This is a genomic window from Streptomyces beihaiensis, from assembly GCF_026274175.1.
GTDB lineage: Bacteria > Actinomycetota > Actinomycetes > Streptomycetales > Streptomycetaceae > Streptomyces > Streptomyces beihaiensis.
Map to the genome: position 1 here is coordinate 16022 of NZ_JAPHNL010000275.1, position 24654 is coordinate 40675.

The following is a 24654-nucleotide window of genomic DNA, read 5'->3' on the forward strand; positions in this document are numbered from 1 at the left end:
TTCGGTCGCGCTGGATGCGGACAGCCGCGCCGCCGGTCGCCTATGTTGGCGGTGACGAAACTGTGGACGATGTCCGGGGGCCCACGAGTCCCCCGCAGGCATCATGTGGAGGAGGCGCTGTGAGCAGCGACCCGTGGGGCCGTGTCGACGAGACGGGCACCGTGTACGTGCGTAACGCCGACGGCACCGAGCGTGAAGTCGGCTCCTGGAAGGCCGGTTCCCCTGACGAGGCGCTGGCCTACTTCAAGCGCAAGTACGACGGTCTGGTCGTCGAGATCGGGCTCCTCGAGCGCCGGGTGCGGACGACGGACCTGTCGTCCAAGGACGCCATGACGGCGATCGGTCACCTGCGTGACCAGGTGACGGACGCGCACGCCGTCGGGGATCTGGACGCGCTCGTCAAGCGGCTCGACAAGCTGGTGGAGACCGTCGAGTCGCGCCGCGAGGAGCGCAAGGCCCAGAAGGCCAAGCAGACCGACGAGGCGCGGCACGCCAAGGAGGCGCTGGTCGCCGAGGCGGAGGAACTCGCCGGGTCCGAGCAGTGGCGGGCGGCCGGTGAGCGGCTGCGTGCCCTGGTGGACACCTGGAAGGGTCTGCCTCGCCTGGACCGCAAGTCGGACGACGAGCTGTGGCATCGCTTCTCGCATGCCCGCTCGGCGTTCTCCAAGCGCCGCAAGGCCCACTTCGCCGCGCTCGACGCGCAGCGCGAGGAGGCCCGCAAGGCCAAGGAGAAGCTGGTCGCCGAGGCGCAGGAGTTGCAGAACTCGACGGACTGGGGCGCCACCGCGGCCCGTTACCGCGAGCTGATGACCGAGTGGAAGGCCGCGGGCCGCGCCCAGCGCGAGCACGAGGACGACCTGTGGAACCGCTTCCGCGGCGCCCAGGACGTGTTCTTCGCGGCGCGCGGCGAGGTCTTCGCGGAGCGTGACGCGGAGCAGTCGGAGAACCTGAAGCTCAAGGAGGAGCTGGCCGAGGAGGCCGAGAAGCTCCTTCCGGTCGGGGACCTGAAGGCGGCGCGTTCCGCCTTCCGCTCGATCAATGAGCGGTGGGAGGCGATCGGCCATGTGCCGCGCGACGCCCGGCCGAAGGTCGAGGGCCGGATGCACGCGGTGGAGCGCGCCATCCAGGACGCCGAGGAGGCCGAGTGGCGCCGGACGAACCCGGAGGCACGCGCGCGTGCGGCGGGTCTGACCGGTCAGCTGCAGGCGGCCGTCGACAAGCTCAAGGGGCAGGTCGAACAGGCCCGCGCCCAGGGCAACAACGCGAAGGCCGACAAGCTCCAGCGCGAGCTGGACGGTCGGCAGGCGCTGCTCGACCAGGCCCTCAAGGGGCTTGAGGAGTTCGGCGGCTGAAGCCACCACTCCGTACGTGAAGGGGGCCCGGTACCTGTTCGGTGCCGGCCCCCTTCACGTACGTGTGCGCGGTGCTCAGGGCCTGCGGGCCGACGTCACCCGGTACACGTCGTAGACGCCCTCCACGCCCCGTACGGCCTTCAGGACGTGGCCCAGGTGCTTGGGGTCGCCCATCTCGAAGGTGAAGCGGGACGTGGCGACCCGGTCGCGGGAGGTCTGGACGGCCGCGGACAGGATGTTGACGTGCTGGTCCGACAGGACGCGGGTCACGTCGGACAGGAGGCGGGAGCGGTCCAGGGCCTCGACCTGGATGGCGACCAGGAAGACCGAGGACTGCGTGGGCGCCCACTCGACTTCGAGAATGCGTTCGGGCTCGCGGGAGAGCGACTCCACGTTGACGCAGTCGCTGCGGTGGACCGAGACGCCGCTGCCGCGCGTGACGAAGCCGATGATCGGGTCGCCGGGGACGGGTGTGCAGCAGCGCGCGAGCTTGACCCACACGTCGTCGACACCCTTGACGACCACGCCCGGGTCGGCGCTGGAACGGCGCTTGGTACGGCCGCGTGAGGGCGGTGCGCTCTCGGCGATGTCCTCGTTGGCCGCCTCTTCGCCGCCCAGCGCCTGCACCAGCTTCTGCACGACGGACTGCGCGGTGACGTGGCCCTCACCGATGGCCGCGTACAGGGACGAGATGTCCGGGTAGCGCATCTCGTGGGCCAGGGTGACGAGGGAGTCGCCGGTGAGGATGCGCTGGATCGGCAGGTTCTGCTTGCGCATGGCGCGCGCGATGGCGTCCTTGCCCTGCTCGATCGCCTCGTCGCGGCGCTCCTTGGAGAACCAGGCGCGGATCTTGTTGCGGGCGCGCGGCGACTTGACGAAGCCGAGCCAGTCGCGGGACGGGCCCGCACCGTCGGCCTTGGAGGTGAAGACCTCCACCAGGTCGCCGTTGTCGAGGGTCGATTCGAGGGGCACCAGGCGTCCGTTGACGCGCGCCCCTATGGTGCGGTGGCCGACCTCGGTGTGAACGGCGTACGCGAAGTCCACCGGGGTCGCGCCGGCGGGCAGCGCTATGACGTCGCCCTTGGGGGTGAAGACGAAGACCTCGTTGCGCGACAGGTCGAAGCGCAGGGACTCCAGGAACTCGCCCGGGTCCTCCGTCTCCTTCTGCCAGTCGAGCAACTGGCGCAGCCACGCCATGTCGTTGAGGTGCTCGTCCTTGCCCTTGCCGGACGACTTGGGGGCGTCGGTGCGCACCTTGGAGGCGCCCGCGACGGCCTCCTGCTTGTACTTCCAGTGCGCGGCGATGCCGTACTCGGCGCGGCGGTGCATGTCGAACGTGCGGATCTGCAGCTCGACCGGCTTGCCGCTGGGCCCGATGACCGTCGTGTGCAGCGACTGGTACATGTTGAACTTGGGCATCGCGATGTAGTCCTTGAACCGCCCCGGAACCGGGTTCCAGCGGGCGTGGACGGTACCCAGTGCCGCGTAGCAGTCGCGGACCGTGTCGACGAGGACACGGATGCCCACCAGGTCGTAGATCTCGGCGAAGTCGCGACCCCGCACGATCATCTTCTGGTAGACGCTGTAGTAGTGCTTCGGGCGGCCGGTGACGGTCGCCTTGATGCGGGCGGCGCGCAGGTCGGCCTGGACCTCGTCGGTCACTATGGCGAGGTATTCGTCGCGCTTGGGCGCGCGCTCGGCCACGAGCCGCACGATCTCGTCGTACATCTTCGGGTAGAGGATCGCGAAGGCGAGGTCCTCCAGTTCCCACTTGATGGTGTTCATGCCCAGGCGGTGGGCGAGCGGCGCGTAGATCTCCAGGGTCTCGCGCGCCTTCTTCTCCTGCTTCTCGCGCTTGAGGTAGCGCATGGTGCGCATGTTGTGCAGGCGGTCGGCCAGCTTGATGACCAGGACACGCGGGTCCTTGGCCATGGCGACGACCATCTTGCGGACGGTCTCGGCCTGCGCGGCCTCGCCGAACTTGACCTTGTCGAGCTTGGTGACGCCGTCGACGAGCAGGGCGACCTGGTCGCCGAAGTCGCGGCGCAGGGTGTCCAGGCCGTACTCGGTGTCCTCGACGGTGTCGTGCAGCAGGCCCGCCATGAGGGTGGCCGGGTCCATGCCGAGTTCGGCGAGGATCGTGGTGACGGCGAGCGGGTGCGTGATGTAAGGGTCGCCGCTCTTGCGCTTCTGGCCGCGGTGCCAGCGCTCGGCCACCTGGTAGGCACGCTCGATCTGGCGCAGCGTCGCCGTCTCGATCTTGGGGTCGTTGCTGCGCACTATCCGCAGCAGCGGCTCGAGGACCGGGTTGTACGGGTTCGAGCGCTGCACGCCGAGCCGGGCCAGACGGGCGCGGACGCGGTTGGAGGAGCCGGAGCGCGCGGTCGGCTGGTTCGCGGCCGGGCGGACGGTGGGCGGCGGCGTGGGCCGGGGCCGCTCGGCCGGGGGCCGCGGCTCGGCGGCGGGGCTCGGTGCGGGGGCGGACGGCTCGGGCTTGGCGGCGGGCGTGCCGGAGGCGCTCTGCGCCGTGCTCGCGGGCCCCGCGGACTTCGCCGGCCGCGAGGGCTCGGCAGGCGTGGCGGGGGCCGCCGCGGGCCGGGCAGCGGCCTGCTGGTCGGCCTTGGCGGCGGTGAGTGGCTTGGCCTCGTCTGGCAACGGCGCTCCTCGTGCGCGTCGGGTCCCCCGTTCAGGTCCCGGAAAGCCCATGGTAGCGATCCATGCCCGCCGCTCGCCTCCGACCGGTGGGACGCTCTCGTACCAGGAGCAACGCGGGAGGCGGGCGGCGGATTCCGCCGGGCTCCCGCGACGGGCTCAGACGACGAGAAGCGAGTCCAGCGGGGCACCCTCCAGCGCCGTGAGCAGGCGGTCGCGGCCGGGCAGGAAGCCCAGTTCCATCAGCACGGCGACGCCCGCGACCTCGGCTCCGGCGCGGCGCACCAGGTGGAGGGCTGCCTCGGCGGTGCCCCCGGTGGCCAGGACGTCGTCGATGACCATGACCCGGTCGTCGGCGACCAGGTCCTCGGCGTGCACCTCGATCTCGGCGGAGCCGTACTCAAGGTCGTAGGACTGGCTGAGCGTGGCGCCGGGGAGCTTGCCCGCCTTGCGTACGGGGATGAATCCCAGGCCCGCGCGGACGGCGACGGGGGCGCCGAGGATGAACCCGCGCGCCTCCAGGCCGACGACCTTGGTGGCGCCGCGGCGCACGCAGAGGTCGGCGAGCGTGTCCGTGAGGACGGTGAAGGCCGACGGGTCGGCGAGGAGCGGGGTGATGTCCTTGAAGAGGACGCCGGGCTCCGGGTAGTCCGGAACATCGCGGATACGGCTGAGGAGCAGCTCCTTGATGTCGGTCATGTCTGCACCTCGGGAATCGGTGATCGTGCTGGTCAGGGGCGTGCGCGCAGTCGACAACCCTAGCAGCGGCGCCGGGCCGGGCACGACGCGGGCGCCAGGGCCTCGACGGCTCCTGGCGCCCGGTGTGCGCGGCGGTCGCGGATCAGCCGGAGGCGCGGATCAGCGGCGCTTGCCGGAGGGGCGGCCGCGGCCGCGGTTGCGGGCCGGCTGGTTGCGCGGTCCCGCGCCCGCGGGGGCGGCGGAGTCCTCCGGCACGTCGTCGCCCGTCTGCGGGGCGTCCGGCTGGTGGCCGAGCACGGCGGCCGTCTCGGCCTGGGCCGCGGCGGCGGCGCGCTTGGCGAGCACCCGCTTCTTGAGCGCCCTCATCTTCGGCTCGCGCTCCTTGAGGTCGGCGACCAGCGGCGTGGCGATGAAGATCGACGAGTACGCACCGGCGGCCAGGCCGACGAAGAGCGAGAGCGAGATGTCGTTCAGCATGCCGGCGCCGAGGAAGCCGCCGCCGATGAAGAGCAGACCGGCCACGGGCAGCAGCGCCACCACGGTGGTGTTGATCGACCGGACCAGGGTGGAGTTGATCGACTTGTTGGCGATCTCGCTGTAGGTCCAGCGGGTCTGCTTCTCGATGCCCTTCGACTGCTCCTTGAGCGAGTCGAAGACGACGACCGTGTCGTACAGCGAGTAACCGAGGATGGTGAGCAGACCGATCACCGTGCCCGGCGTGACCTCGAAGCCCACCAGGGCGTAGATCCCGACGGTGATGGTGATGTCGTGGATGAGCGCGACGAGCGCGGCGACCGCCATCCGCCATTCGAACGCGATGGCCAGGTAGATCACCACGAGGATCATGAAGATCGCCAAGCCCTGCCACGCCTTGTTGGCGATCGTCTGACCCCAGCTGGGGCCGACCAGGTCGGCGTTGATGTCGTCGGCCTTGACGCCCATGTCCTTGGACAGGGCGTCCTTGACCTTGTCCGACTGGCTGGTGTCGAGCCCGGCGACCTGGATGCGCAGGGCGCCGGTGCCGAGCTTCTGGACGACGGCGTCGTGGCCCGACGCGTCCGTGGCGTACTTCTCCGCCTGGTGCACCGAGACGCTGGTCTTGGGCGTCGTGAAGACGGCGCCGCCCTGGAACTCGATGCCCTGGTTCAGCCCCCGCACCGCCAGGCCGACGATGGCCGTGATGGTGATCAGGATCGAGATGCCGTACCAGATCTTGCGCTTGGCGATGAAGTCGTAGCCGACCTCACCGCGGTAGAGCTTGGCGCCGAAATGGCCGAGCTTCGACATCTCAGGCCTCCTTCGGGTCGACGGGGCCGGCGGCGGGGGTGCTGGCGCGGCGGGAACGGCGCAGCGGCGGCTTGGCGCCCAGGCGCTTGGGGTCGAGCCCCGACCACTTGTGTCCGCTGGTGAAGAACTTCTTCCGGGCCAGGATCGTCATCAGCGGCTTCGTGAAGAGGAAGACCACGACGACGTCGAGCACGGTGGTCAGGCCGAGCGTGAACGCGAAGCCCTGCACCTTGCCGACGGTCACGACGTACAGCACCGCGGCCGCGAGGAACGACACGAAGTCGGAGACGAGGATGGTGCGCCGGGCGCGCGGCCAGGCACGTGCCACGGCGGGCTGCACCGAGCGGCCCTCGCGGATCTCGTCTCTGATCCGTTCGAAGAAGACGATGAACGAGTCCGCTGTGATACCGATGGCGACGATCGCACCGGAGACGGCCGGCAGGTTCAGCGCGAAGCCGATGGCCGGGCCGAGCAGCGTCATGATCGTGTAGGTGAGGACCGCGGAGGTCAGCAGCGAGGCGATGGCGATGAGCGACAGGCCCCGGTAGTAGACCACCAGGTAGATGATGACCAGCGCCAGGCCGATGGCGCCGGCGATCAGGCCCGCGTCCAGCTGCTCGCCACCGAGCTCGGGGGTCACCGAGGTGACGCTCTGCTCGTGGAAGGTGAGCGGCAGGGCGCCGTACGACAGCACGTTGGCCAGGTCCTGCGCGGACTGCTGGGTGAAGCTGCCGGAGATCTCTGCGTTGGCGCTGAGCGTCTCGCTGACGCTGGGGGCGGAGACCACGTCGCCGTCGAGCACGATGGCGAACCGGTTCATCGGGTCCTGCTGCGACTTCAGCTTGGTCGTCGTCGCGGCGAACTTCTTGGAGCCGGAGCCGGTGAAGTCCATGTTGACGACCCACTGGCCGGACTGCTGGTTGATGACCGCCTGGGCCTTCTTGACGTCCTTGCCGTTCACCTCGGAGGGGCCGAGGATGTACTTCTCCCACTGGCCCTGCGAGTTCTTGCCGCAGGCCACGATGGTGTCGGTGGGCTTGGTGCCCTCGTTGACCCTGGTACGGGCGGCCTGGTCCGTGCAGTCGAGGTCCGTGAACTTCTTCTCCAGGGCCGACGTCTGCGCGCTGCCCGCGCTGCTGCTCGCCGACGGGGTCGGCGACGTGCTCGGGGACGCCTTGCCGCCACCGCTCGCGGAGGCGCTGGGCTTCGCGTCGGCCTTGAGGGCGTCGGTGACGGCCCGGCCCTGCGAGGTCGGGGACGCGGTCGTGGACGGCTTGGCCGAGGAGGACGCCTTGTCCGTGGCCTTGCCGCCGGCCTTGCCGCTGGAGGAGGCGCTCGGGGACGGGCTCGCCGTGGACTTCCCGGAGGGCGCGCCGGCGGCGACCGTGAGGACGGGCCGGAAGTAGAGCTGCGCGGTCGTACCGACCTGCTCGCGCGCCTGCTTCTCGTTGGTGCCCCGGGGAATGTTGACGATGATGTTCCGGTTGCCCTGCGTCTGGACCTCGGACTCGGACACACCCATGCCGTTGACACGGCGCTCGATGATGTCCGCCGCCGTGTTCATGTTGGTCTTGTTGATCGCGTTGGGCTTGCCCGGCTCGTTCTGGGCGGCCAGCGTGATGCTGGTGCCGCCCGCGAGGTCGATGCCGAGGCGCGGCGTGAACGACTTGGCGCCGAACATGCCGGCGACAAGGGCCACGACGATGATCGCGATCAGCGCCAGAGCGCGCCCCGGCTTGCTCTGGGCACCTGCCCCTCGGCTCCTTCTAGGTGCTGCCACCTTCTCGTACTCCCTCTCCATCCGTCCGGCATCGGGGATGCGTGCGCGGACGGCCATGAAATGGATGAGACACCACGCGGGTCGCGCGCGGCCCCCGGCCCGCGGGGGCACGAGCGGGCCCCCACGACCGCCGGATGCGACTACTTGGCGTCGGACTCGCCGTCGTCGGTCTTCTTCGGCTCGGCGTCGTCGGCCTTGTCGGCCTCGGCGGGCTTGTCGGCCTCGGCGGCCTCGTCCTTCTTGCCGAGGTCGACGCGCGAGTCGTCACCGGCGGTGGTCTCGTCGGTCTCGGTGAGGGAGGACGCGTCGTCCGGCACGACGGCGTCGGTCAGCTCGTCGTCCGAGGACTCCGGGCCGTGCACGATGCGGTTGTACTCTTCGTCGGTCAGCACGGCGCCGATCGAGTTCTTGGCGAACATGAGGTGGACGCCGGGGCCGGCGTCGAGGAGGACGGTGTCCTCGTTGACCTCCTTGACCGTGGCGTACATGCCCCCGATCGTGCGGACGCCGGAACCGGGCTGCATCTCATTGCGCATCTGCGCGGCCTGCTGCTGCTTCCTCTTGGCAGACCGGGTCATCAGGAACATGGCCCCGATGAGCACAATGAACGGGAGGAGGGTCACGAGACTCACGGGTGGGAACTTCCTTCAGGCGACCGCGCGGGAGTGCGGCCTGGTCGGTTTGGGGGTTGCGGTCGTCGATAAGGACGACGTCGGCGGAGTCTAAGCGAGTCCGCACTCTGGGAACAACGCCCAGCATGGCACTGAGGTTCCAGCCCCGGCGAGTACGCGCGCCGTCACGCGCCGAACAGGCCCTGCTGTCCACCGCCCCCCGGTGCCGCCTGGGGGCGGGTGAGGCCCAGGTGGTCCCATGCGGCGGGGGTGGCGACCCGGCCCCTGGGAGTCCTGGCCAGCAGGCCCTCGCGGACCAGGAACGGCTCGGCCACCTCCTCGACCGTCTCCCGCTCCTCCCCCACGGCCACGGCCAGCGTGGACAGGCCCACCGGGCCGCCGCCGAACAGCTTGAGCAGCGCTTCGAGGACCGCGCGGTCGAGACGGTCCAGGCCACGGCCGTCCACCTCGTACACCCCGAGCGCGGCCGCGGCGATGTCACGGGTGATCTCACCGTCGGCCTTGACCTGCGCATAGTCGCGTACGCGGCGCAGCAGACGGTTGGCGATACGGGGCGTGCCGCGCGAGCGCCCGGCGATCTCCGCGGCCCCGGCCGTGTCGATCGCCACGTCGAGCAGATGCGCGGAGCGGTGGATCACCCGCTCCAGTTCGGCGGGCTCGTAGAACTCCATGTGCGCGGTGAAGCCGAAGCGGTCGCGCAGCGGGGGCGGCAGCAGACCCGCGCGCGTGGTGGCGCCGACGAGCGTGAAGGGCGGCAGTTCGAGCGGGATGGCGGTGGCGCCGGGGCCCTTGCCGACGATGACGTCGACGCGGAAGTCCTCCATCGCCATGTAGAGCATTTCCTCGGCCGGCCGGGACATCCGGTGGATCTCGTCGAGGAAGAGGACCTCGCCCTCCTGGAGGGAGGAGAGGATCGCGGCGAGGTCGCCCGCGTGCTGGATGGCCGGGCCGCTGGTGATCCGGATCGGCGCGCTCATCTCCGCGGCGATGATCATGGAGAGGGTGGTCTTGCCGAGACCCGGGGCGCCGGACAGCAGGACGTGGTCGGCGGTGGCCCCGCGCGCGCGTGCCGCACGCAGCACCAGGTCGAGCTGTTCCCTGACCTTCTCCTGGCCGATGAACTCGTCCAGCTCCTTGGGGCGCAGGGCCGCTTCCACGGCCTGGTCCTCACGGTCGGCGGAGGCACCGACGAGCCGGTCGGGCCCCGGTGCGGCGGCGTCGGTCGTCTCGTCCCAGTTCATGCGGTGTGCCTCGCGTTACGGGTGGGCGGTCTGCGGATCTGCGGGTCTGCGGGCTCGGGCCCGGTGCGGTGGCTAGCGGGTGCGGTTGAGCGTCTGCAGGGCCGCCTTCAACAGCTGCCCGACCTGCGGGGTGCCGCCGGCGGACTCGGCCTGCGGGGCCACCGCGGCGACCGCCTCGTCGGCCTCGCGGGTCGCGTAGCCCAGGCCGATGAGGGCGGCGTGCAGCTGCTCCCGCCAGCCGGTGGTGACAGCGGTGCCGATCGCGGGGCCGGCGGCACCGACGGGCTCGCCGAGGCGGTCCTTGAGCTCCAGGAGGAGCTTCTGGGCGCCCTTCTTGCCGATGCCGGGGACGGCGGTGAGGGACTTCTCGTCCCCGGTGGAGACGGCTCTGCGCAGCGCGTCGGGGCTGTGCACGGCGAGCATGGCCTGGGCGAGGCGGGGGCCGACGCCGCTGGCCGTCTGGAGCAGCTCGAACGTCTGGCGCTCGTCGTCGTCGGCGAAGCCGTACAGGGTGAGCGAGTCCTCGCGGACGACCAGGGAAGTGGCGAGCTTGGCCTGCTGGCCGACCCGGAGCGTGGACAGCGTGTTCGGCGTGCACTGGACAGCCATGCCGACGCCGCCGACCTCCACCACCGCGGCGTCCGGGGCGAGGGCGGCGACGGGGCCGCTGACGAAGGCGATCATGCGGTTCGGCCTTTCGATGCGTGCAGCGCTACGGCTTGCTGGAGGCGGTTGGCGGCGGGGGCGCGCCAGATGTGGCAGATGGCGAGGGCGAGCGCGTCGGCGGCGTCGGCGGGCCTGGGCGGCGCGTCGAGTCTGAGCAGCCGGGTCACCATGGCGCCCACCTGGGCCTTGTCGGCGCGGCCGCTGCCGGTGACCGCGGCCTTGACCTCGCTCGGGGTGTGCAGGGCGACGGGGATGCCGCGCCGCGACGCGCACAGCATGGCGACGGCACTGGCCTGGGCGGTGCCCATCACCGTACGCACATTGTGCTGGCTGAACACCCGCTCCACGGCGAGGACTTCGGGGCGGTGCTCGTCGAGCCACCGCTCGATGCCGCGCTCGATGGCGACGAGCCGGTGGCCGAGCTCGGCGTCGGCGGGGGTGCGCACGACACCGACGCCCCGCATGGTCAGGGGCCGTCCCGCGATCCCCTCGACCACGCCGACACCGCACCGGGTGAGACCCGGATCCACGCCGAGCACGCGCACGCTGCTCCCCCAACCGTCGATCGACTGTTCGTGCAGGCTATCGGCTGCCACCGACAAAGCGACGGGCCGACGGGGTGTGTCCCGTCGGCCCGTCGTACGAACCGGTCGACCCGCCCTGGTCGCCCGCGCCGGTCAGGCGTCGACCTTCTCCATGACCTCGTCGGAGACGTCGAAGTTGGCGAAGACGTTCTGCACGTCGTCGCTGTCCTCGAGGGCGTCGATCAGCTTGAAGATCTTGCGCGCGCCGTCCTCGTCCAGCTCGATCTGCATGGTCGGGACGAAGTTGGAGTCGGCGGAGTCGTAGTCGATCCCGGCCTCCTGCAGCGCGGTGCGGACCGCGACCAGGTCGGTGGCCTCGGAGAGCACCTCGAAGGACTCGCCCAGGTCGTTGACCTCCTCGGCGCCCGCCTCGAGCACGGCGCCCAGGACGTCGTCCTCGGACAGCTCGCCCTTGGGGACGATCACCACGCCCTTGCGGTTGAACAGGTACGACACGGAGCCCGGGTCGGCCATCGAGCCGCCGTTGCGCGTCATGGCGACGCGGACGTCCGAGGCGGCGCGGTTGCGGTTGTCGGTGAGGCACTCGATGAGCACCGCGACGCCGTTGGGACCGTAGCCCTCGTACATGATCGTCTCGTAGTCGGCGCCGCCGGCCTCGAGGCCCGCGCCGCGCTTGACGGCCGAGTCGATGTTCTTGTTCGGGACCGACTGCTTCTTCGCCTTCTGGATGGCGTCGAACAGCGTCGGGTTGCCGTCCGGGTCGGCGCCGCCCGTGCGCGCCGCGACCTCGATGTTCTTGATCAGCTTCGCGAAGAGCTTGCCGCGCTTGGCATCGATCACGGCCTTCTTGTGCTTCGTCGTGGCCCATTTAGAGTGGCCGGACATCTGCCTGTCTCCTTCGCGTAACCAACCTCAGTAGGACGTCAGAGATCCTACAAGGATCCCGAGGCGCCCTTCGCCCGCACCATCTCCACGAACAGCGCGTGGATGCGGTGGTCGCCCGTCAGCTCCGGATGGAACGACGTCGCGAGGGCGTTGCCCTGGCGCACGGCGACGATGTGCCCCTCGTGCTCGGCGAGCACCTCGACGTCGGCGCCCACGGACTCCACCCAGGGCGCGCGGATGAAGACGCCCTCGACCGGGTCGCCGTCGACGCCGCGCACGGCGACGGACGCCTCGAAGGACTCGTTCTGGCGGCCGAAGGCGTTGCGGCGCACGATCATGTCGATGCCGCCGACGGTCTCCTGGCCCGAGCGCGGGTCGAGGATCTTGTCGGCGAGCATGATCATGCCCGCGCAGGTGCCGTAGACGGGCATTCCGTCGCGCACGCGCGCGCGGAGCGGTTCCATCACGCCGAAGAGGTGGGCCAGCTTGGAGATGGTGGTCGACTCGCCGCCGGGCACGACCAGGCCGTCGACCTCTGCCAGTTCCTCGGGGCGCCGCACCGGCCTGGCCACGGCGTCGGCCGTGGCCAGGGCGATGAGGTGCTCCCGTACGTCGCCCTGGAGCGCCAGGACTCCGATGACGGGGGTGGTGCTCATGAGTGCTTACCAGCCCCGGTTCGCGTAGCGCTCGGCCTCGGGCAGGGTGTCGCAGTTGATGCCGACCATGGCCTCGCCGAGGTTGCGGGAGGCGTCCGCGACGATCTTCGGGTCGTCGTAGAACGTGGTGGCCTTCACGATGGCGGCGGCGCGCTTGGCCGGGTCGCCGGACTTGAAGATGCCGGAGCCGACGAAGACGCCCTCGGCGCCGAGCTGGCGCATCAGGGCGGCGTCGGCCGGGGTGGCCACGCCACCGGCGGAGAACAGCACCACGGGGAGCTTGCCGAGCTCGGCGACCTCCTTGACCAGCTCGAACGGGGCGCGCAGTTCCTTGGCGGCGGCGTAGATCTCGTTGTTGTCGCAGCCGCGCAGCTTGGCGATCTCGCCCTTGATCTGGCGCAGGTGGCGGACGGCCTCGACGACGTTGCCGGTGCCGGCCTCGCCCTTGGAGCGGATCATCGCGGCGCCCTCGGCGATGCGGCGCAGCGCCTCGCCGAGGTTGGTGGCGCCGCAGACGAACGGCGTGGTGAAGGCCCACTTGTCGGAGTGGTTGACCTCGTCGGCCGGGGTGAGCACCTCGGACTCGTCGATGTAGTCGACGCCGAGCGACTGCAGGACCTGGGCCTCGACGAAGTGGCCGATGCGCGACTTGGCCATCACGGGGATGGAGACGGCGTCGATGATGCCCTCGATCATGTCCGGGTCGGACATGCGGGCCACGCCGCCGTCCTTGCGGATGTCGGCGGGGACCCGCTCCAGGGCCATGACGGCGACGGCGCCCGCGTCCTCGGCGATCTTCGCCTGCTCGGGCGTGACGACGTCCATGATCACGCCGCCCTTGAGCTGCTCGGCCATGCCGCGCTTCACGCGCGCGGTGCCGGTGGCGGGGGCCTCGTTGGTCTGCGGGGTGCTGGTGGACACGGGTGACCTCACTCGAAAAACGCTGAGACGCGGTGCGCCCCGTGCGGGGCGCCGGTGTGCACCACGAGGTAACCCGTGGGGAGCAGGCCACTGCAAGGGCCAATGGGCAAGCCGTGGCCCCTTTTGCCCGGCGGGCTACGCGTTCGCGCGGTCGGCGAGTGCCACCGGCGGCTCGTCGTCCATCTCGAACGCGAGCGGGAACGGGGCGTGGCCGGCCAGCCGGAACCAGCGCACCGTGCGGTGGCGGCGCAGCGCGCGGGCGGCGCGGACCGCGTCGTTGTGGAAGCGGCGCGCCATGGGCACGCGCCGGACGGCCTGGGCGAGCTCCTCCGTGGCGTCCTCGCCGCCGGGGGCCTCCCGGACCACCGCGACCTGTCCCGGCTCGCTGAAGACCGCGCGCAGGGCCTGGCTGAGTTCGCTCTCGGCGACCTCGCGGTGCTCCTCCTCGGCCTGTCGAGCGGCGTGCGCGGCCTCGCACAGGACGATCGAGGCGGCAGGGTCGAGCACGCCGGACGTGGCCAGCTCCTGAGCCACGGACGCCCGCCGCAGCAGCTGGGCGTCCAGCGCGGCTCGTGCGGCGTCGATACGGGCGTGCAGGCGGTCGAGGCGGCCCGCGGTCCAGCTCAGGTAGAGGCCGATCGCGAAGAGCGCGACGGCGATCCAGATCAGGGTGACGGTCACGGGCGGCAAGGCTACCGTCGCGGCGCGCGGTCACCTGCCGCCGGTCAGTCGCGGGCGGCCCGCCGTTCGGCCCCCGCGAGCCCGAACCGTGCCCGCAGCCCCGTGCGCTCGTCGGTCGCCACCGCCGCCGCTCCCTGGGTGACCGTCTCGTAGACGGAGAGGATGTCGGCGCCGACCGTCGACCAGTCGAAGCGGCGGACGTGCTTGCTGCCGCGCTCGCTCAGCTCGGTGCGGCGCTCCGGGTCGGCAAGGAGTCGCAGCGCGGCACCGGCGAGCGCGTCGGCGTCCTCGTTGGCGAACAGCTCGCCCGCCGTGCCCTGGTCGAGTACCTGTGCGAAGGCGTCCAGGTCGGAGGCGAGGACCGGGGCGCCCGCCGACATCGCCTCGACGAGGATGATGCCGAAGGACTCGCCGCCGGTGTTCGGGGCGACGTACACGTCGACGCTGGCGAGCAGCCGTGCCTTGTCCTCGTCGCTGACCATGCCGAGGAATTCGACGCGCCCACGCATCTCCTTCGGAAGGGACGCGACGGCCTCCTCCTCGTCGCCGCGGCCCGCCACGAGGAGCCGGGTGTCGGGCCGCTCGGCGAGGATCTTCGGCAGCGCCTTCATGAGGACGGGCAGCCCCTTGCGGGGTTCGTCGATGCGGCCGATGAAGCCGATCGTCCCTCCCTGCCACTCGGGCCTCGGTTCGGCGCGGGCGAAGAAGTCGACGTCCACTCCGTTGGGGATGACGACCGCGTCGCCGCCCAGGTGCTCGACCAGGGTGCGGCGCGCGTACTCGCTGACCGCGATGCGCGCGCTGATCTTCTCCAGGGCGGCCTGGAGGATCGGGTACGCGGCGATCATGGCGCGCGAGCGGGGGTTGGAGGTGTGGAAGGTGGCGACGATGGGCCCCTGGGCCGCCCAGCAGGTCAGCAGCCCGAGCGACGGCGAGGTGGGCTCGTGGATGTGGACCACGTCGAAGGTGCCGTCGTGCAGCCAGCGGCGTGTGCGCGCGGCGCTGAGGAACCCGAAGTTCAGGCGGGCCACCGAGCCGTTGTACGGGACGGGGACCGCGCGGCCCGCCGAGACCACGTACGGCGGCAGCGGAGTGTCGTCGTCGGCTGGGGCCAGGACGGACACCTCGTGCCCCTGGCGGATGAGATGCTCCGCCAGGTCGCGGATGTGGAACTGGACGCCGCCCGGCACGTCCCACGCGTACGGGCAGACGATTCCGATCCTCATGCCGGCCGCTCCCCGGGGGTCTCAGCGGTCCCGCCGGGCCCGTCGCCTTCCAGGTCGGCGATCCACAAGCGTTGCAGCATGTGCCAGTCCTCCGGATGGTCCGCGATCCCCGTGGCGAAGGCGTCGGCCAGCGCCTGTGTCATGACAGACGTCTTCTCGGCCCTGGTGCCTGTCCGCGGTACGTCGATCGGCGGGTGGACGCGGCCCCGCATGACGGGCGAGGAGTCGTACCAGAGGGTGACCGGCAGCAGCGGCGCGCCGGTCTGCTGGGCGAGCATGGCGGGCCCGGCGGGCATGCGGGCCGTCTCGCCGAAGAACTTCACCTCGACGCCGGAGGCGGACAGGTCGCGGTCGGCGACCAGGCAGACCAGACCGCCCGCGCGCAGCCGCCGGGCGAGCGTTCCGAAGGCCGCGCCGCCGGTGTGCGGCAGGACCTCCATGCCGAGGCTCTCGCGGTAGGCGACGAAACGGTCGTAGAGGGTCTCCGGCCTGAGCCGCTCCGCGACCGTCGTGAACGGCGTCTCCAGCTTCGTGGTCACCCAGGCGCCCGCCAGGTCGTAGTTGCCCATGTGCGGCAGGGCGAGGATGACGCCCTTGCCGGAGGCGAGGCCGTCGGTGAGGTGGTGCACGTCCTCGGGCGCGAAGCCGTCCTTGACCCGCTCGCGGCTCCAGGAGGGCAGCCGGAACGACTCCATCCAGTAGCGCAGGTACGAGCGCATACCCGCTCGGGACAGCTCCCTGAGCCGCTGCGGCGTGGCGTCGGGCACCACGCGCGCGAGGTTGGCCTCAAGGCGCAGCACACCCTTGCCACGCTTCTTCCAGGCGGTGTCGGCGATGGCGCGGCCCAGGCGCGCGGCGACGGGCTCCGGCAGCTTCTTGACGCCGGCCCAGCCGAGGCCGTAGAGCGTGTCGGCCACCCGTTCCTGTACGCCGCTCACGAGGCGGCCTCCTCCTGCCGGGCGGCGGCCTCGGCCTCGGCCTCGGCGGACTCACGGCGCACCGTCACCACGCGCTGCAACAGGGTCACCAGGCTGCCCACGGCGACGATCCACAGGGCGACCGGCAGCAGGTATTGGATGCCGGGCACGCCGAACTTGTGCAGTCCGGCGAAGCCGGCCGCGACGAGCGAGATGACGAGCCGCTCGGCGCGCTCGACCAGGCCGTTGACGGCGACGGGCAGGCCGATCGACTCGCCTCGCGCCTTGGTGTACGACACGACCTGGCCGCTGGCGAGGCAGAAGATCGACACGGCGCACAGCACGTTGTCGTCGCCGCCGCCCGCGTACCACAGGGCGAGGCCGCCGAAGATGGCGCTGTCGGCGACCCGGTCGAGCGTGGAGTCCAGGAAGGCGCCCCAGCGGCTGGAACGGCCGAGCTGGCGCGCCATGTTCCCGTCGACGAGGTCGGAGAAGACGAACAGCGTGATGACGACGGTGCCCCAGAAGAACTCGCCGCGCGGGAAGAAGACCAGTGCGCCCGCCACCACCCCGGCGGTGCCCAGGAGCGTCACCGTGTCGGGACTGACCCCGCGACGGATGAGAAACGCGGCGAACGGCGTGAGAACACGCGTGAAGAACGCACGCGCGTACTTGTTCAGCATGGCCTTCCCGGGGGTCGGTGCCGTGCGGCCCCTCTGGCCACCGGCTGGCCCATCGTAGCCACGCGGACGCGGCGACGCGGGGCGGGCACCCGGCACGCCGCCCGCACGCGCGGGCGATCTCGTACGACGTATGGACGCACGGTGACCCGAGTGGAAAGCTCGAAGACACCGCGGGCGTCGCCGAGGCCGCCTGAACACGCGGGGTCGCGCGTCCGCGCCGTGCAGCGTCCCACAAGGACCACCTCACCGAGGAAACAACCGGGAGGAAGCCATGGGCGACAAGGCGAACGCACATCCCGGAGCCGCCGGCAGGGCGGCGACGGCCGACCATCCCTCGTCCGTACGGAATGTGGTGCTGGTCGGCCACAGCGGATCGGGCAAGACGACTCTGGTGGAGGCCCTCGCGCTGACCGCGGGGGCGGTGAACCGGGCGGGCCGTGTCGAGGACGGCACCAGCGTCTCGGACTACGACGAGATCGAGCACCGTCAGCAGCGCTCGGTCCAGCTCTCCCTCGTCCCTGTGGAATGGGGCGGCTGCAAGATCAATCTTCTGGACACCCCCGGATACGCCGACTTCGTCGGGGAACTACGGGCCGGTCTGCGCGCCGCGGACGCGGCCCTTTTCGTCGTTTCGGCGGCCGACGGGATCGACGGCTCGACCCAGTTGCTGTGGGAGGAGTGCGCGGCCGTCGGCATGCCCCGCGCGATCGTCGTCACGCACCTGGAGTCGGCCCGCTCCGACTTCGAGGAGATGACGCGCAGCTGCGCGACGGCCTTCGGCGGCGACGATCCGGACGCGGTGCTGCCGCTGTACCTGCCGCTGCGAGGTGAGGCCGCGGCCGACGGGCACGCACCGGTGAAGGGCCTGGTGGGGCTGCTGACGCAGCGCCTGTTCGACTACGCGTCGGGGGAACGCGTGGAGTCCGAGCCGGAGGCCGGGCAGCTGCCGTCCATCGAGGAGGCACGCAACCGTCTGATCGAGGGGATCATCGCCGAGAGCGAGGACGAGACCCTCATGGACCGCTATCTGGGCGGCGAGGAGATCGACGTCAAGACGCTCGTCCAGGATCTCGAGCGCGCCGTCGCGCGGGGTGTGTTCCACCCGGTGCTCGCCGCCGCCCCGGCCGCGGACGGCGCTCGCCAGGGCATCGGCACGGTCGAACTGCTCGAACTGATCACCGGAGGTTTTCCGACGCCTTTGGAGCGCACCGCCCCGACGGTGACCGCGCGGGACGGCACCGAGCGGCCGGTCGCGGCCTGCGATCCCGGCGGGCCGCTGGTCGCGGAGGTCGTGAAGACCTCGTCCGACCCGTACGTGGGGCGGGTGTCGCTGGTGCGGGTCTTCTCCGGCACGCTGCGACCGGACGAGACGGCGCACGTGTCCGGGCACGGCCTGACCGACCACGAGCACGAGGCCCGCGCGCTGCACGAGGCGGACGAGCGGATCGGCGCGCTCTCGGTCCCGTTCGGCAAGCAGCAGCGCACTCTCGCGCAGTGCATCGCCGGTGATCTGGCGTGCGTGGCGAAGCTGAACCGCGCCGAGACCGGTGACACGCTCTCGCCGAAGGACGACCCGCTGCTGATGACACCGTGGGACATGCCGGACCCGCTGCTGCCGCTGGCCGTCCAGGCGCACAGCAAGGCCGACGAGGACAAGCTGTCGCAGGGCCTGTCGCGCCTTGTCGCGGAGGACCCGACGATGCGTCTGGAGCAGAACCAGGACACCCACCAGGTGGTGCTGTGGTGCCTGGGAGAGGCACACGCGGAGGTGGCACTGGAGCGGCTGCGCAGCCGGTACGGGGTGCAGGTCGACGTCGTACCGCACCGGGTCTCCCTTCGGGAGACCTTCGCCGACCGGGCGACGGGCCGCGGGCGGCACGTGAAGCAGTCCGGAGGACACGGCCAGTACGCGATCTGCGAGATCGAGGTGGAGCCACTGCCCGGCGGTTCGGGCATCGAGTTCGTGGACAAGGTCGTCGGCGGCGCGGTTCCCCGGCAGTTCATCCCGTCCGTGGAGAAGGGCGTACGGGCACAGGCGGCGAAGGGTGTCGCGGCCGGCTATCCGCTCATCGACGTGCGGGTGACGCTGCTCGACGGGAAGGCGCACTCGGTCGACTCGTCCGACGCGGCGTTCCAGACGGCCGGCGCGCTCGCGCTGCGGGAGGCCGCGGCCGACGCCCGTATCCATCTGCTCGAACCGGTGGCCGAGGTGCGGGTGCTGGTCGGCGACGCCTACGTGGGACCGGTGATGAGTGACCTGTCGGGGCGGCGCGGCCGCGTCGTGGGCACCGAGCAGGCGCCGGGCGGACGCACGCTGATCCATGCCGACGTGCCGGAGATCGAGATCGGCCGGTACGCCGTGGATCTGCGGTCGTTGTCGCACGGCACGGCGACGTTCAGCCGCCACTACGCACGGCACGAGCCGATGCCGGCGCAGCTGAGCGAGCGGATCCGCGAACAGGCCCAGGAGGCGGTGGCGTAGCGGTCGTCCGCGCAGGCCGCCGGCACGCCGTCCGCCCGTGCGGGGCGGGCGGCTTCGGCCGTTGTGAGGTCTGTGTCGGTAGCGGCCGCTACGCTGGTCGACGATCAGCGCGGTTGCCGTCGGCATCGTGGTGCCGAGGACGTCGCACTGCTCAACAGGTGTGCGGGGCAAGGAAGTCGGGAAGAGCCGCAGCAGCGAAGTGGTGCGGCGTTGGGGGCGGCGATGGCGGACGAGGCATTCGATTTCAGGCCGGGCGCGCAGGTTCCGTTGCAGGGGTCGGCGGGGCAGACCGCGGCGACCTTCGCCATCGCGTCGGCGGCGTACCGCGACGACCCGGTGACGAAGATCGAGGACGCCAACAACGACTGGCACAAGACCGAGATAAGCAAGGGCTGGTCGTCGCTGTTCGCGCCGAACCTCGGCGAGGCGTTCTCGCGGGCGGTGCAGGTGCGCATGCTGGGCGGCGGGCGCAAGCCGCTCATCCAGTCGTTCGGCACCGAACCGCAGGTCGTGGTGGAGCACTGCCTGGCGGCGAACCGCATTCGCCGCGAGCGCGACGCGCTGCTGACCGTGGTGACGGTGGTGTTCGGCTTCCTGGCCCTGCCCGGCTTCGCGCTGTGGACGGCCGCGTTCCAGCTGCGCCGCACCAACAGCAACCGGGTGGCGCAGGCCGAGAAGGAGGTGAAGGAGACCGCGGACAAGTCCGCGAAGGAGAAGCGGGAGGCGCGCGCCAAGGAGCGCAAGGTGCGCGGCCGCGCGGCGCTGACCACCTCGATCCTGGCCGTCGTCGGCGTGCTGGCTCTGATCCTGGTGATCCGCCTGCCGATGAACGGCGTACTGGCCTGGTACCTGCGCCTGTCGCTCGTCGCGCCCGTCGTCGGCGGCTACTGGGCGCGCCGGATCTGCGAGCGCACCGCACAGGACCTGCGCGACCGGTGGGACGGCCTGCTCTCGGGCGGCGGCGTCGGCGCGAAGATCCCCGAGGCGGTGCCCGGCAGCCCCGGCGAGACGGCGGCCGAACAGCTGCGCCAGAGCCTGGCCCGGCTCTCGGCGGAGCAGCAGTCCAACGCGGTGTTCTACGCGGGCCCCAAGGGCATCCTGGGCATGGGCACGCGGTGGGGCAGCTGGCAGCTCGCCGAGGACCTGGTCCCGCGGGAGCGGGGCAAGGAGATCCACCCGTTCCGCAGCTGGGACGTGATACGCGCGATCCACGACCAGCTCCGCATGCTGGAGCGCGGACCGCTGCACACGGGCGGTTTCCCGACCCCGTCGATACGGCACTGGATCGTCTCGCCGATCGGTGAGAACGCGAAGGCTGTGGCCCGCCCGTCCGGCGAGGACGTCGAGGCGTACGAGATCAAGCAGCACGAGATACAGCGGATCTGCAACGAGCAGCAGTTCGGCGGCGGTGACCGGCACTACCTGGGCGTGCAGTTCACGCTCTGGGACGGACAGCTGGTGATCACCATGCTGATCACGGTCACCGTGCTCCACGAGACGCTGCGCATCGAGGTGACCGGGCATGCCCTGGGCCCGGTGAACTCGCTGTTCACGTCGAAGCCGGAGCCCAAGACGAAGGAGGTCGCCAAGTCCCTGAAGTTCTGGGAGACCACGACGAAGACGCTGCCGTTGACAGACCAGGACGAGGCGGTACGGATCGCACTGCGCGCCCCCTTCAGCTGGTATCCGCCGCTCCTCGACCACCTGGGCGGCAAGCTGACGCTGCCCGAGCCGTTCGGGCTTCGGCACGCGTGGGCGGACCAGCCCTGGCGCCACCGCTTCATGGCGGACGACGCGCTGCGCACCGCGACGCCGGTGCTGCGCGTGGTGCACGCGGCGGCGTTCCGGGTCCTGGAGGAGAACGGCGTGGACACCGAGAAGTTCGGCACTCGTTCCGGCGTCCTCAGCGGCCTGGTCCAGGACGCGACCCCGAAGAAGGCGGACCTGTACGACGCGTAGGCGCGGGGCCGGGGCTCAGTCCTCGGGCCATGCCTTCGCCAGCGCCGTGCGGGTGTCCGCGAGCATCTGCGGCAGCACCTTGGTGTGGCCGACGACCGGCATGAAGTTCGTGTCGCCGCCCCACCGGGGCACGACGTGCTGGTGCAGGTGGGCGGCGATGCCCGCGCCCGCGACGGCGCCCTGGTTCATGCCGATGTTGAAGCCGTGCGCACCCGACGCGGCGCGCAGCGCGGTCATGGCGCGCTTGGTGAACAGGGCGAGCTCGGCGGTCTCGGCGTCGTCGAGGTCCGTGTAGTCGGCGACGTGCCGGTAGGGCAGGACCATCATGTGCCCGCCGTTGTACGGGTACAGGTTGAGGATGGCGAAGACGTGCTCGCCGCGCGCCACGATCAGGGCGTCCTCGTCGGTCTTGGCCGGAGCGGCGCAGAACGGGCAGCCGTCGTCGGCGCCGGGGCCCGTCGGTTTGCCCTCGCCCTGGATGTAGGCGATGCGGTGCGGGGTCCACAGACGCCCGAATCCGTCCGGTTCTCCCACGGGACCGATCTGCTGCTCCGGCTCACTCGTCATGCTGTGCAGCATATGGCGTCACCCCGGCGGGACGGGCCGCCGGGGTGACGTCCTGACGTGCGCTGTGACGTGCCGCCGTCAGACCTGGGTGCGCTCCTCGACGACCTTCGCGATCTTCGCGATGGCGTCGTCGACCGGAATCCCGTTCTCCTGCGAGCCGTCGCGGTAGCGGAAGGACACGCAGCCGTTGTTCATGTCCTCGTCGCCCGCGATGACCATGAAGGGCACCTTGGCCTTCTGCTGGTTGCGGATCTTCTTCTGCATGCGGTCCGACGACGCGTCGACCTCGACCCGCAGGCCCTGGGCGCGCGCCTGCTCGGCGAACTTCTCCAGGTACGGGACGTGCGCGTCACCGATCGGGATGCCGACGGCCTGGACCGGGGCCAGCCACGCCGGGAACGCGCCGGCGTAGTGCTCCAGGAGCACGCCGAAGAACCGCTCGATGGAGCCGAACAGGGCGCGGTGCAGCATGACGGGCTGCTGGCGCGAGCCGTCCGCCGCCGTGTACTCGAGGCCGAACCGCTTGGGCTGGTTGAAGTCGACCTGAAGGGTCGACATCTGCCAGGAGCGGCCGATCGCGTCCTTGGCCTGGACGGAGATCTTCGGCCCGTAGTAGGCGGCGCCGCCCGGGTCGGGCACCAGCGGCAGGCTCTGCTTCTCCGCGGCCAGCCGCAGCGCCTCGGTGGCCTCCGCCCAGTCCTCGTCCGAGCCGATGAACTTGTCCGACTCCGGGTCGCGGGTGGACAGCTCCAGCTCGAACTCGGTCAGGCCGTAGTCGCGCAGCAGGTCCAGGACGAAGGTGAGGAGCTTGTCGAGCTCCTCGGGCATCTGCTCCTTGGTGCAATAGATGTGCGAGTCGTCCTGGGTGAAGCCGCGCGAGCGGGTCAGGCCGTGCACCACGCCCGACTTCTCGTACCGGTACACGGTCCCGAACTCGAAGAGGCGCAGCGGCAGTTCACGGTAAGAACGGCCGCGCGACTTGAAGATCAGGTTGTGCATCGGGCAGTTCATCGCCTTGAGGCGGTAGTTCTGCTCGTCGAACTGGATGGGCGGGAACATGCCGTCCGAGTAGTGCGGCAGGTGCCCCGAGGTCTCGAAGAGGTGCTCCTTCGAGATGTGCGGGGTGTTCACGAACTCGTAGCCGGACGCCTCGTGGCGGCGGCGCGAGTAGTCCTCCATGACCTTGCGGACCACGCCGCCCTTGGGGTGGAAGACCGCGAGGCCGGGACCGAGCTCGTCGGGGAAGGAGAACAGGTCGAGCTCGGCGCCCAGTTTGCGGTGGTCGCGCTTCTCGGCCTCGGCGAGGAACTCCAGGTGGGCCTTGAGCTCGTCCTTGGACGGCCAGGCGGTGCCGTAGATGCGCTGCAGCATCGGGTTCTTCTCGCTGCCGCGCCAGTAGGCTCCGCCGGTGCGCATCAGCTTGAACGCCGGGATGTTGCGGGTGGTGGGCAGGTGCGGGCCTCGGCAGAGGTCCTTCCAGCACAGCTCGCCGGTCTTGGCGTCGAGGTTGTCGTAGATGGTCAGCTCGCCGCCGCCCACCTCGGCGTCGGCGCCGTCGGCGGCCTGCGCCGCGTTGCCCTTCAGGCCGATGAGTTCCAGCTTGTACGGCTCGTCGGCGAGTTCGACGCGGGCGTCTTCATCGGTGGTCAGGCGGCGCGAGAAGCGCTGCCCCCGCTTCTGGATCTCCTGCATCTTCTTCTCGATGCGCTTGAGGTCCTCGGGGGTGAAGGGCTCCTTGACGTCGAAGTCGTAGTAGAAGCCGTCGCGGATGGGCGGGCCGATGCCGAGCTTGGCCTCGGGGAACAGCTCCTGCACGGCCTGCGCCATCACGTGCGCGGTGGAGTGGCGCAGGATGTTCAGCCCGTCCTCGGAGGAGAGCTCGACCGGCTCGACCTCCTCGCCGTCCTTCACCTGGTACGCGAGGTCCCTCAGCTCGCCGCTCACGCGGGCCGCGACGACGGTGCGCTCACCGGCGAAGAGCTCTGCGGCCGTAGTGCCCGCCGTCACCACGCGCTCTTCCCGCTCGGAATCGCGTTGGATGATCACACGGACGTCTGACACCGGTCTCTCCTGCCTGAAGGGGAATGCCGCGCCATTACCTGTGACGCGCGCTCCAGGAATCGTACCGAGTCGACAGGGCCGCGGGCGAAACGGTTATGACGGGCCCCCTCCGGGGTCCCCGTCACCCCCGCCGTCGTCCGCGTCGTCGTCCCTCTCGCACCACGCCTCCTCGATGAACGCCGTGATCTGCGCGGTGTCCTGGAGCGACTTCATCAGGCGGTCCCGTTCGGCGTCCTCCACCTGTACCGGTACGACGCCGCTCGCCCCGGTCAGCCGCCGGAAACCGCCCCGGCTCTCCAGGCGCCCGTGCACCCGGATCGGCAGGCCCACGAGGTGGGCGTGGCCGGCGATCCGGTACGCCTCCTCGTCCAGGGTCATCCGTACGTGCGGCACCTCGGCGCCCGCGATGACGCGCAGCCGCACCGTGCCTGGCCCCCGCGGGCCCCGGCGCCGCATCCGGGCGACGGTGCCGGTGATCCGCACCGGCACGGCGGGCTCGGCGCGCAGGTAGCGGGCCCCGGCCTCACGCAGCACGCCCAGGTCGCCGGGCGAGAACTCGACGGGGTCGTCGCCGTCGGTGCATTCGGCGGGCACCCCGGCGGCGGGCGCCCAGGCCACCCCGACGCGCGCGCCCTCGGCTCCGCTCACCAGCGCGATCAGCGCCTCGGTCAGTTCGCGGCTGGCCCCGGCGGCGACGGCCGCGTCGAAGGCGTCCATGCCGCCGGTGGCCCGCCGGTAGTCGATGGCCTCGCGCACCGCGTA

The 24654-nt window shown here is 71.0% G+C and carries 20 protein-coding genes and 1 pseudogene; 3 read left to right on the top strand and 18 right to left on the bottom strand.

All coding sequences use genetic code 11. The features are described from left to right. Positions 1 to 119: 119 nt before the first annotated feature. The gene (locus OFY01_RS22845; RefSeq protein WP_266602852.1) at positions 120 to 1352 is read left to right on the top strand and encodes a DUF349 domain-containing protein; all 1233 of its coding nucleotides are present in this window, start codon (positions 120 to 122) and stop codon (positions 1350 to 1352) included. 75 nt (positions 1353 to 1427) lie between these two features. Here OFY01_RS22845 and OFY01_RS22850 read toward each other — a convergent pair whose 3' ends face one another. The 15 genes from OFY01_RS22850 to pgsA form a co-directional block, all read right to left on the bottom strand. Beyond that, positions 1428 to 4007, bottom strand: a complete 2580-nt coding sequence (locus tag OFY01_RS22850; RefSeq protein WP_266602854.1) for a RelA/SpoT family protein — start codon at positions 4005 to 4007, stop codon at positions 1428 to 1430. A 156-nt stretch (positions 4008 to 4163) separates the two neighbouring features. After that, the gene (locus OFY01_RS22855) at positions 4164 to 4703 is read right to left on the bottom strand and encodes an adenine phosphoribosyltransferase (RefSeq protein ID WP_266602856.1); all 540 of its coding nucleotides are present in this window, start codon (positions 4701 to 4703) and stop codon (positions 4164 to 4166) included. 159 nt (positions 4704 to 4862) lie between these two features. Then, the gene (gene secF, locus OFY01_RS22860; RefSeq protein ID WP_266602858.1) at positions 4863 to 5990 is read right to left on the bottom strand and encodes a protein translocase subunit SecF; all 1128 of its coding nucleotides are present in this window, start codon (positions 5988 to 5990) and stop codon (positions 4863 to 4865) included. A gap of 1 nt (position 5991) precedes the next feature. Continuing rightward, complete coding sequence (gene secD / locus OFY01_RS22865; RefSeq protein ID WP_266602888.1) at positions 5992 to 7770, bottom strand: protein translocase subunit SecD; 1779 nt, start codon at positions 7768 to 7770, stop codon at positions 5992 to 5994. A 140-nt stretch (positions 7771 to 7910) separates the two neighbouring features. Next, the gene (gene yajC / locus OFY01_RS22870; protein ID WP_266602860.1) at positions 7911 to 8402 is read right to left on the bottom strand and encodes a preprotein translocase subunit YajC; all 492 of its coding nucleotides are present in this window, start codon (positions 8400 to 8402) and stop codon (positions 7911 to 7913) included. Between the two features lie 164 nt (positions 8403 to 8566). Next, the gene (ruvB, locus tag OFY01_RS22875) at positions 8567 to 9643 is read right to left on the bottom strand and encodes a Holliday junction branch migration DNA helicase RuvB (RefSeq protein ID WP_266602862.1); all 1077 of its coding nucleotides are present in this window, start codon (positions 9641 to 9643) and stop codon (positions 8567 to 8569) included. Positions 9644 to 9715: 72 nt separating this feature from the next. Then, the gene (ruvA, locus tag OFY01_RS22880) at positions 9716 to 10327 is read right to left on the bottom strand and encodes a Holliday junction branch migration protein RuvA (RefSeq protein WP_266602864.1); all 612 of its coding nucleotides are present in this window, start codon (positions 10325 to 10327) and stop codon (positions 9716 to 9718) included. Beyond that, entirely contained in the window at positions 10324 to 10854 is a 531-nt protein-coding gene (ruvC, locus tag OFY01_RS22885; protein ID WP_266602890.1) for a crossover junction endodeoxyribonuclease RuvC, read from the bottom strand. Before ruvC ends, ruvA begins: the two co-directional genes overlap by 4 nt. Positions 10855 to 10986: 132 nt before the next feature. Further along, positions 10987 to 11739 (bottom strand): YebC/PmpR family DNA-binding transcriptional regulator, encoded by a 753-nt coding sequence (locus tag OFY01_RS22890; protein WP_266602866.1) that lies wholly within the window; start codon positions 11737 to 11739, stop codon positions 10987 to 10989. 47 nt (positions 11740 to 11786) lie between these two features. Beyond that, a complete protein-coding gene (gene pdxT / locus OFY01_RS22895; protein ID WP_266602868.1) occupies positions 11787 to 12395 on the bottom strand; it encodes a pyridoxal 5'-phosphate synthase glutaminase subunit PdxT in 609 nt (202 codons plus the stop codon). A gap of 6 nt (positions 12396 to 12401) precedes the next feature. After that, complete coding sequence (pdxS, locus tag OFY01_RS22900; RefSeq protein WP_266602870.1) at positions 12402 to 13316, bottom strand: pyridoxal 5'-phosphate synthase lyase subunit PdxS; 915 nt, start codon at positions 13314 to 13316, stop codon at positions 12402 to 12404. A gap of 135 nt (positions 13317 to 13451) precedes the next feature. Next, positions 13452 to 13997: a LemA family protein gene (locus OFY01_RS22905; protein ID WP_266602872.1), complete on the bottom strand. Its 546-nt coding sequence runs from the start codon at positions 13995 to 13997 to the stop codon at positions 13452 to 13454. A gap of 44 nt (positions 13998 to 14041) precedes the next feature. Then, positions 14042 to 15223, bottom strand: coding sequence for a glycosyltransferase family 4 protein (locus OFY01_RS22910; protein WP_266602874.1), 1182 nt, complete (start codon positions 15221 to 15223; stop codon positions 14042 to 14044). Then, positions 15220 to 16161, bottom strand: a complete 942-nt coding sequence (locus OFY01_RS22915; RefSeq protein ID WP_266602876.1) for a phosphatidylinositol mannoside acyltransferase — start codon at positions 16159 to 16161, stop codon at positions 15220 to 15222. Before OFY01_RS22915 ends, OFY01_RS22910 begins: the two co-directional genes overlap by 4 nt. Next, positions 16158 to 16823 (bottom strand): phosphatidylinositol phosphate synthase, encoded by a 666-nt coding sequence (gene pgsA / locus OFY01_RS22920; protein ID WP_266602878.1) that lies wholly within the window; start codon positions 16821 to 16823, stop codon positions 16158 to 16160. The genes OFY01_RS22915 and pgsA overlap by 4 nt, the downstream gene beginning before the upstream one ends. A 271-nt stretch (positions 16824 to 17094) precedes the next feature. Here pgsA and OFY01_RS22925 point away from each other — a divergent pair, with 271 nt between their 5' ends. Together OFY01_RS22925 and OFY01_RS22930 are read left to right on the top strand one after the other, a co-directional pair. Beyond that, positions 17095 to 19305: an elongation factor G-like protein EF-G2 gene (locus tag OFY01_RS22925; protein ID WP_266602880.1), complete on the top strand. Its 2211-nt coding sequence runs from the start codon at positions 17095 to 17097 to the stop codon at positions 19303 to 19305. A gap of 222 nt (positions 19306 to 19527) precedes the next feature. Then, a complete protein-coding gene (locus OFY01_RS22930) occupies positions 19528 to 21264 on the top strand; it encodes a hypothetical protein (protein WP_266602882.1) in 1737 nt (578 codons plus the stop codon). 15 nt (positions 21265 to 21279) lie between these two features. Here OFY01_RS22930 and OFY01_RS22935 read toward each other — a convergent pair whose 3' ends face one another. The 3 genes and pseudogenes from OFY01_RS22935 to OFY01_RS22945 form a co-directional block, all read right to left on the bottom strand. Then, on the bottom strand, positions 21280 to 21843 hold the full coding sequence (locus tag OFY01_RS22935; protein WP_266602884.1) for an HIT family protein: 564 nt from the start codon (positions 21841 to 21843) through the stop codon (positions 21280 to 21282). A gap of 66 nt (positions 21844 to 21909) precedes the next feature. Then, positions 21910 to 23892: a threonine--tRNA ligase gene (gene thrS, locus OFY01_RS22940; RefSeq protein ID WP_266602886.1), complete on the bottom strand. Its 1983-nt coding sequence runs from the start codon at positions 23890 to 23892 to the stop codon at positions 21910 to 21912. 93 nt (positions 23893 to 23985) lie between these two features. Continuing rightward, positions 23986 to 24654 (bottom strand): annotated as a pseudogene (locus tag OFY01_RS22945) (hypothetical protein); the annotation flags it as partial.

Excerpts from the sequence above, each read along its gene's own strand:
- OFY01_RS22855 (WP_266602856.1), bottom strand. The coding sequence starts at position 4,703 with ATGACCGACATCAAGGAGCTGCTCCTCAGCCGTATCCGCGATGTTCCG.
- secF (WP_266602858.1), bottom strand. The coding sequence starts at position 5,990 with ATGTCGAAGCTCGGCCATTTCGGCGCCAAGCTCTACCGCGGTGAGGTC.
- ruvB (WP_266602862.1), bottom strand. The coding sequence starts at position 9,643 with ATGAACTGGGACGAGACGACCGACGCCGCCGCACCGGGGCCCGACCGG.
- ruvA (WP_266602864.1), bottom strand. The coding sequence starts at position 10,327 with ATGATCGCCTTCGTCAGCGGCCCCGTCGCCGCCCTCGCCCCGGACGCC.
- OFY01_RS22890 (WP_266602866.1), bottom strand. The coding sequence starts at position 11,739 with ATGTCCGGCCACTCTAAATGGGCCACGACGAAGCACAAGAAGGCCGTG.
- pdxT (WP_266602868.1), bottom strand. The coding sequence starts at position 12,395 with ATGAGCACCACCCCCGTCATCGGAGTCCTGGCGCTCCAGGGCGACGTA.
- OFY01_RS22910 (WP_266602874.1), bottom strand. The coding sequence starts at position 15,223 with ATGAGGATCGGAATCGTCTGCCCGTACGCGTGGGACGTGCCGGGCGGC.
- pgsA (WP_266602878.1), bottom strand. The coding sequence starts at position 16,823 with ATGCTGAACAAGTACGCGCGTGCGTTCTTCACGCGTGTTCTCACGCCG.
- OFY01_RS22925 (WP_266602880.1), top strand. The coding sequence starts at position 17,095 with ATGGGCGACAAGGCGAACGCACATCCCGGAGCCGCCGGCAGGGCGGCG.
- OFY01_RS22930 (WP_266602882.1), top strand. The coding sequence starts at position 19,528 with ATGGCGGACGAGGCATTCGATTTCAGGCCGGGCGCGCAGGTTCCGTTG.
- OFY01_RS22935 (WP_266602884.1), bottom strand. The coding sequence starts at position 21,843 with ATGCTGCACAGCATGACGAGTGAGCCGGAGCAGCAGATCGGTCCCGTG.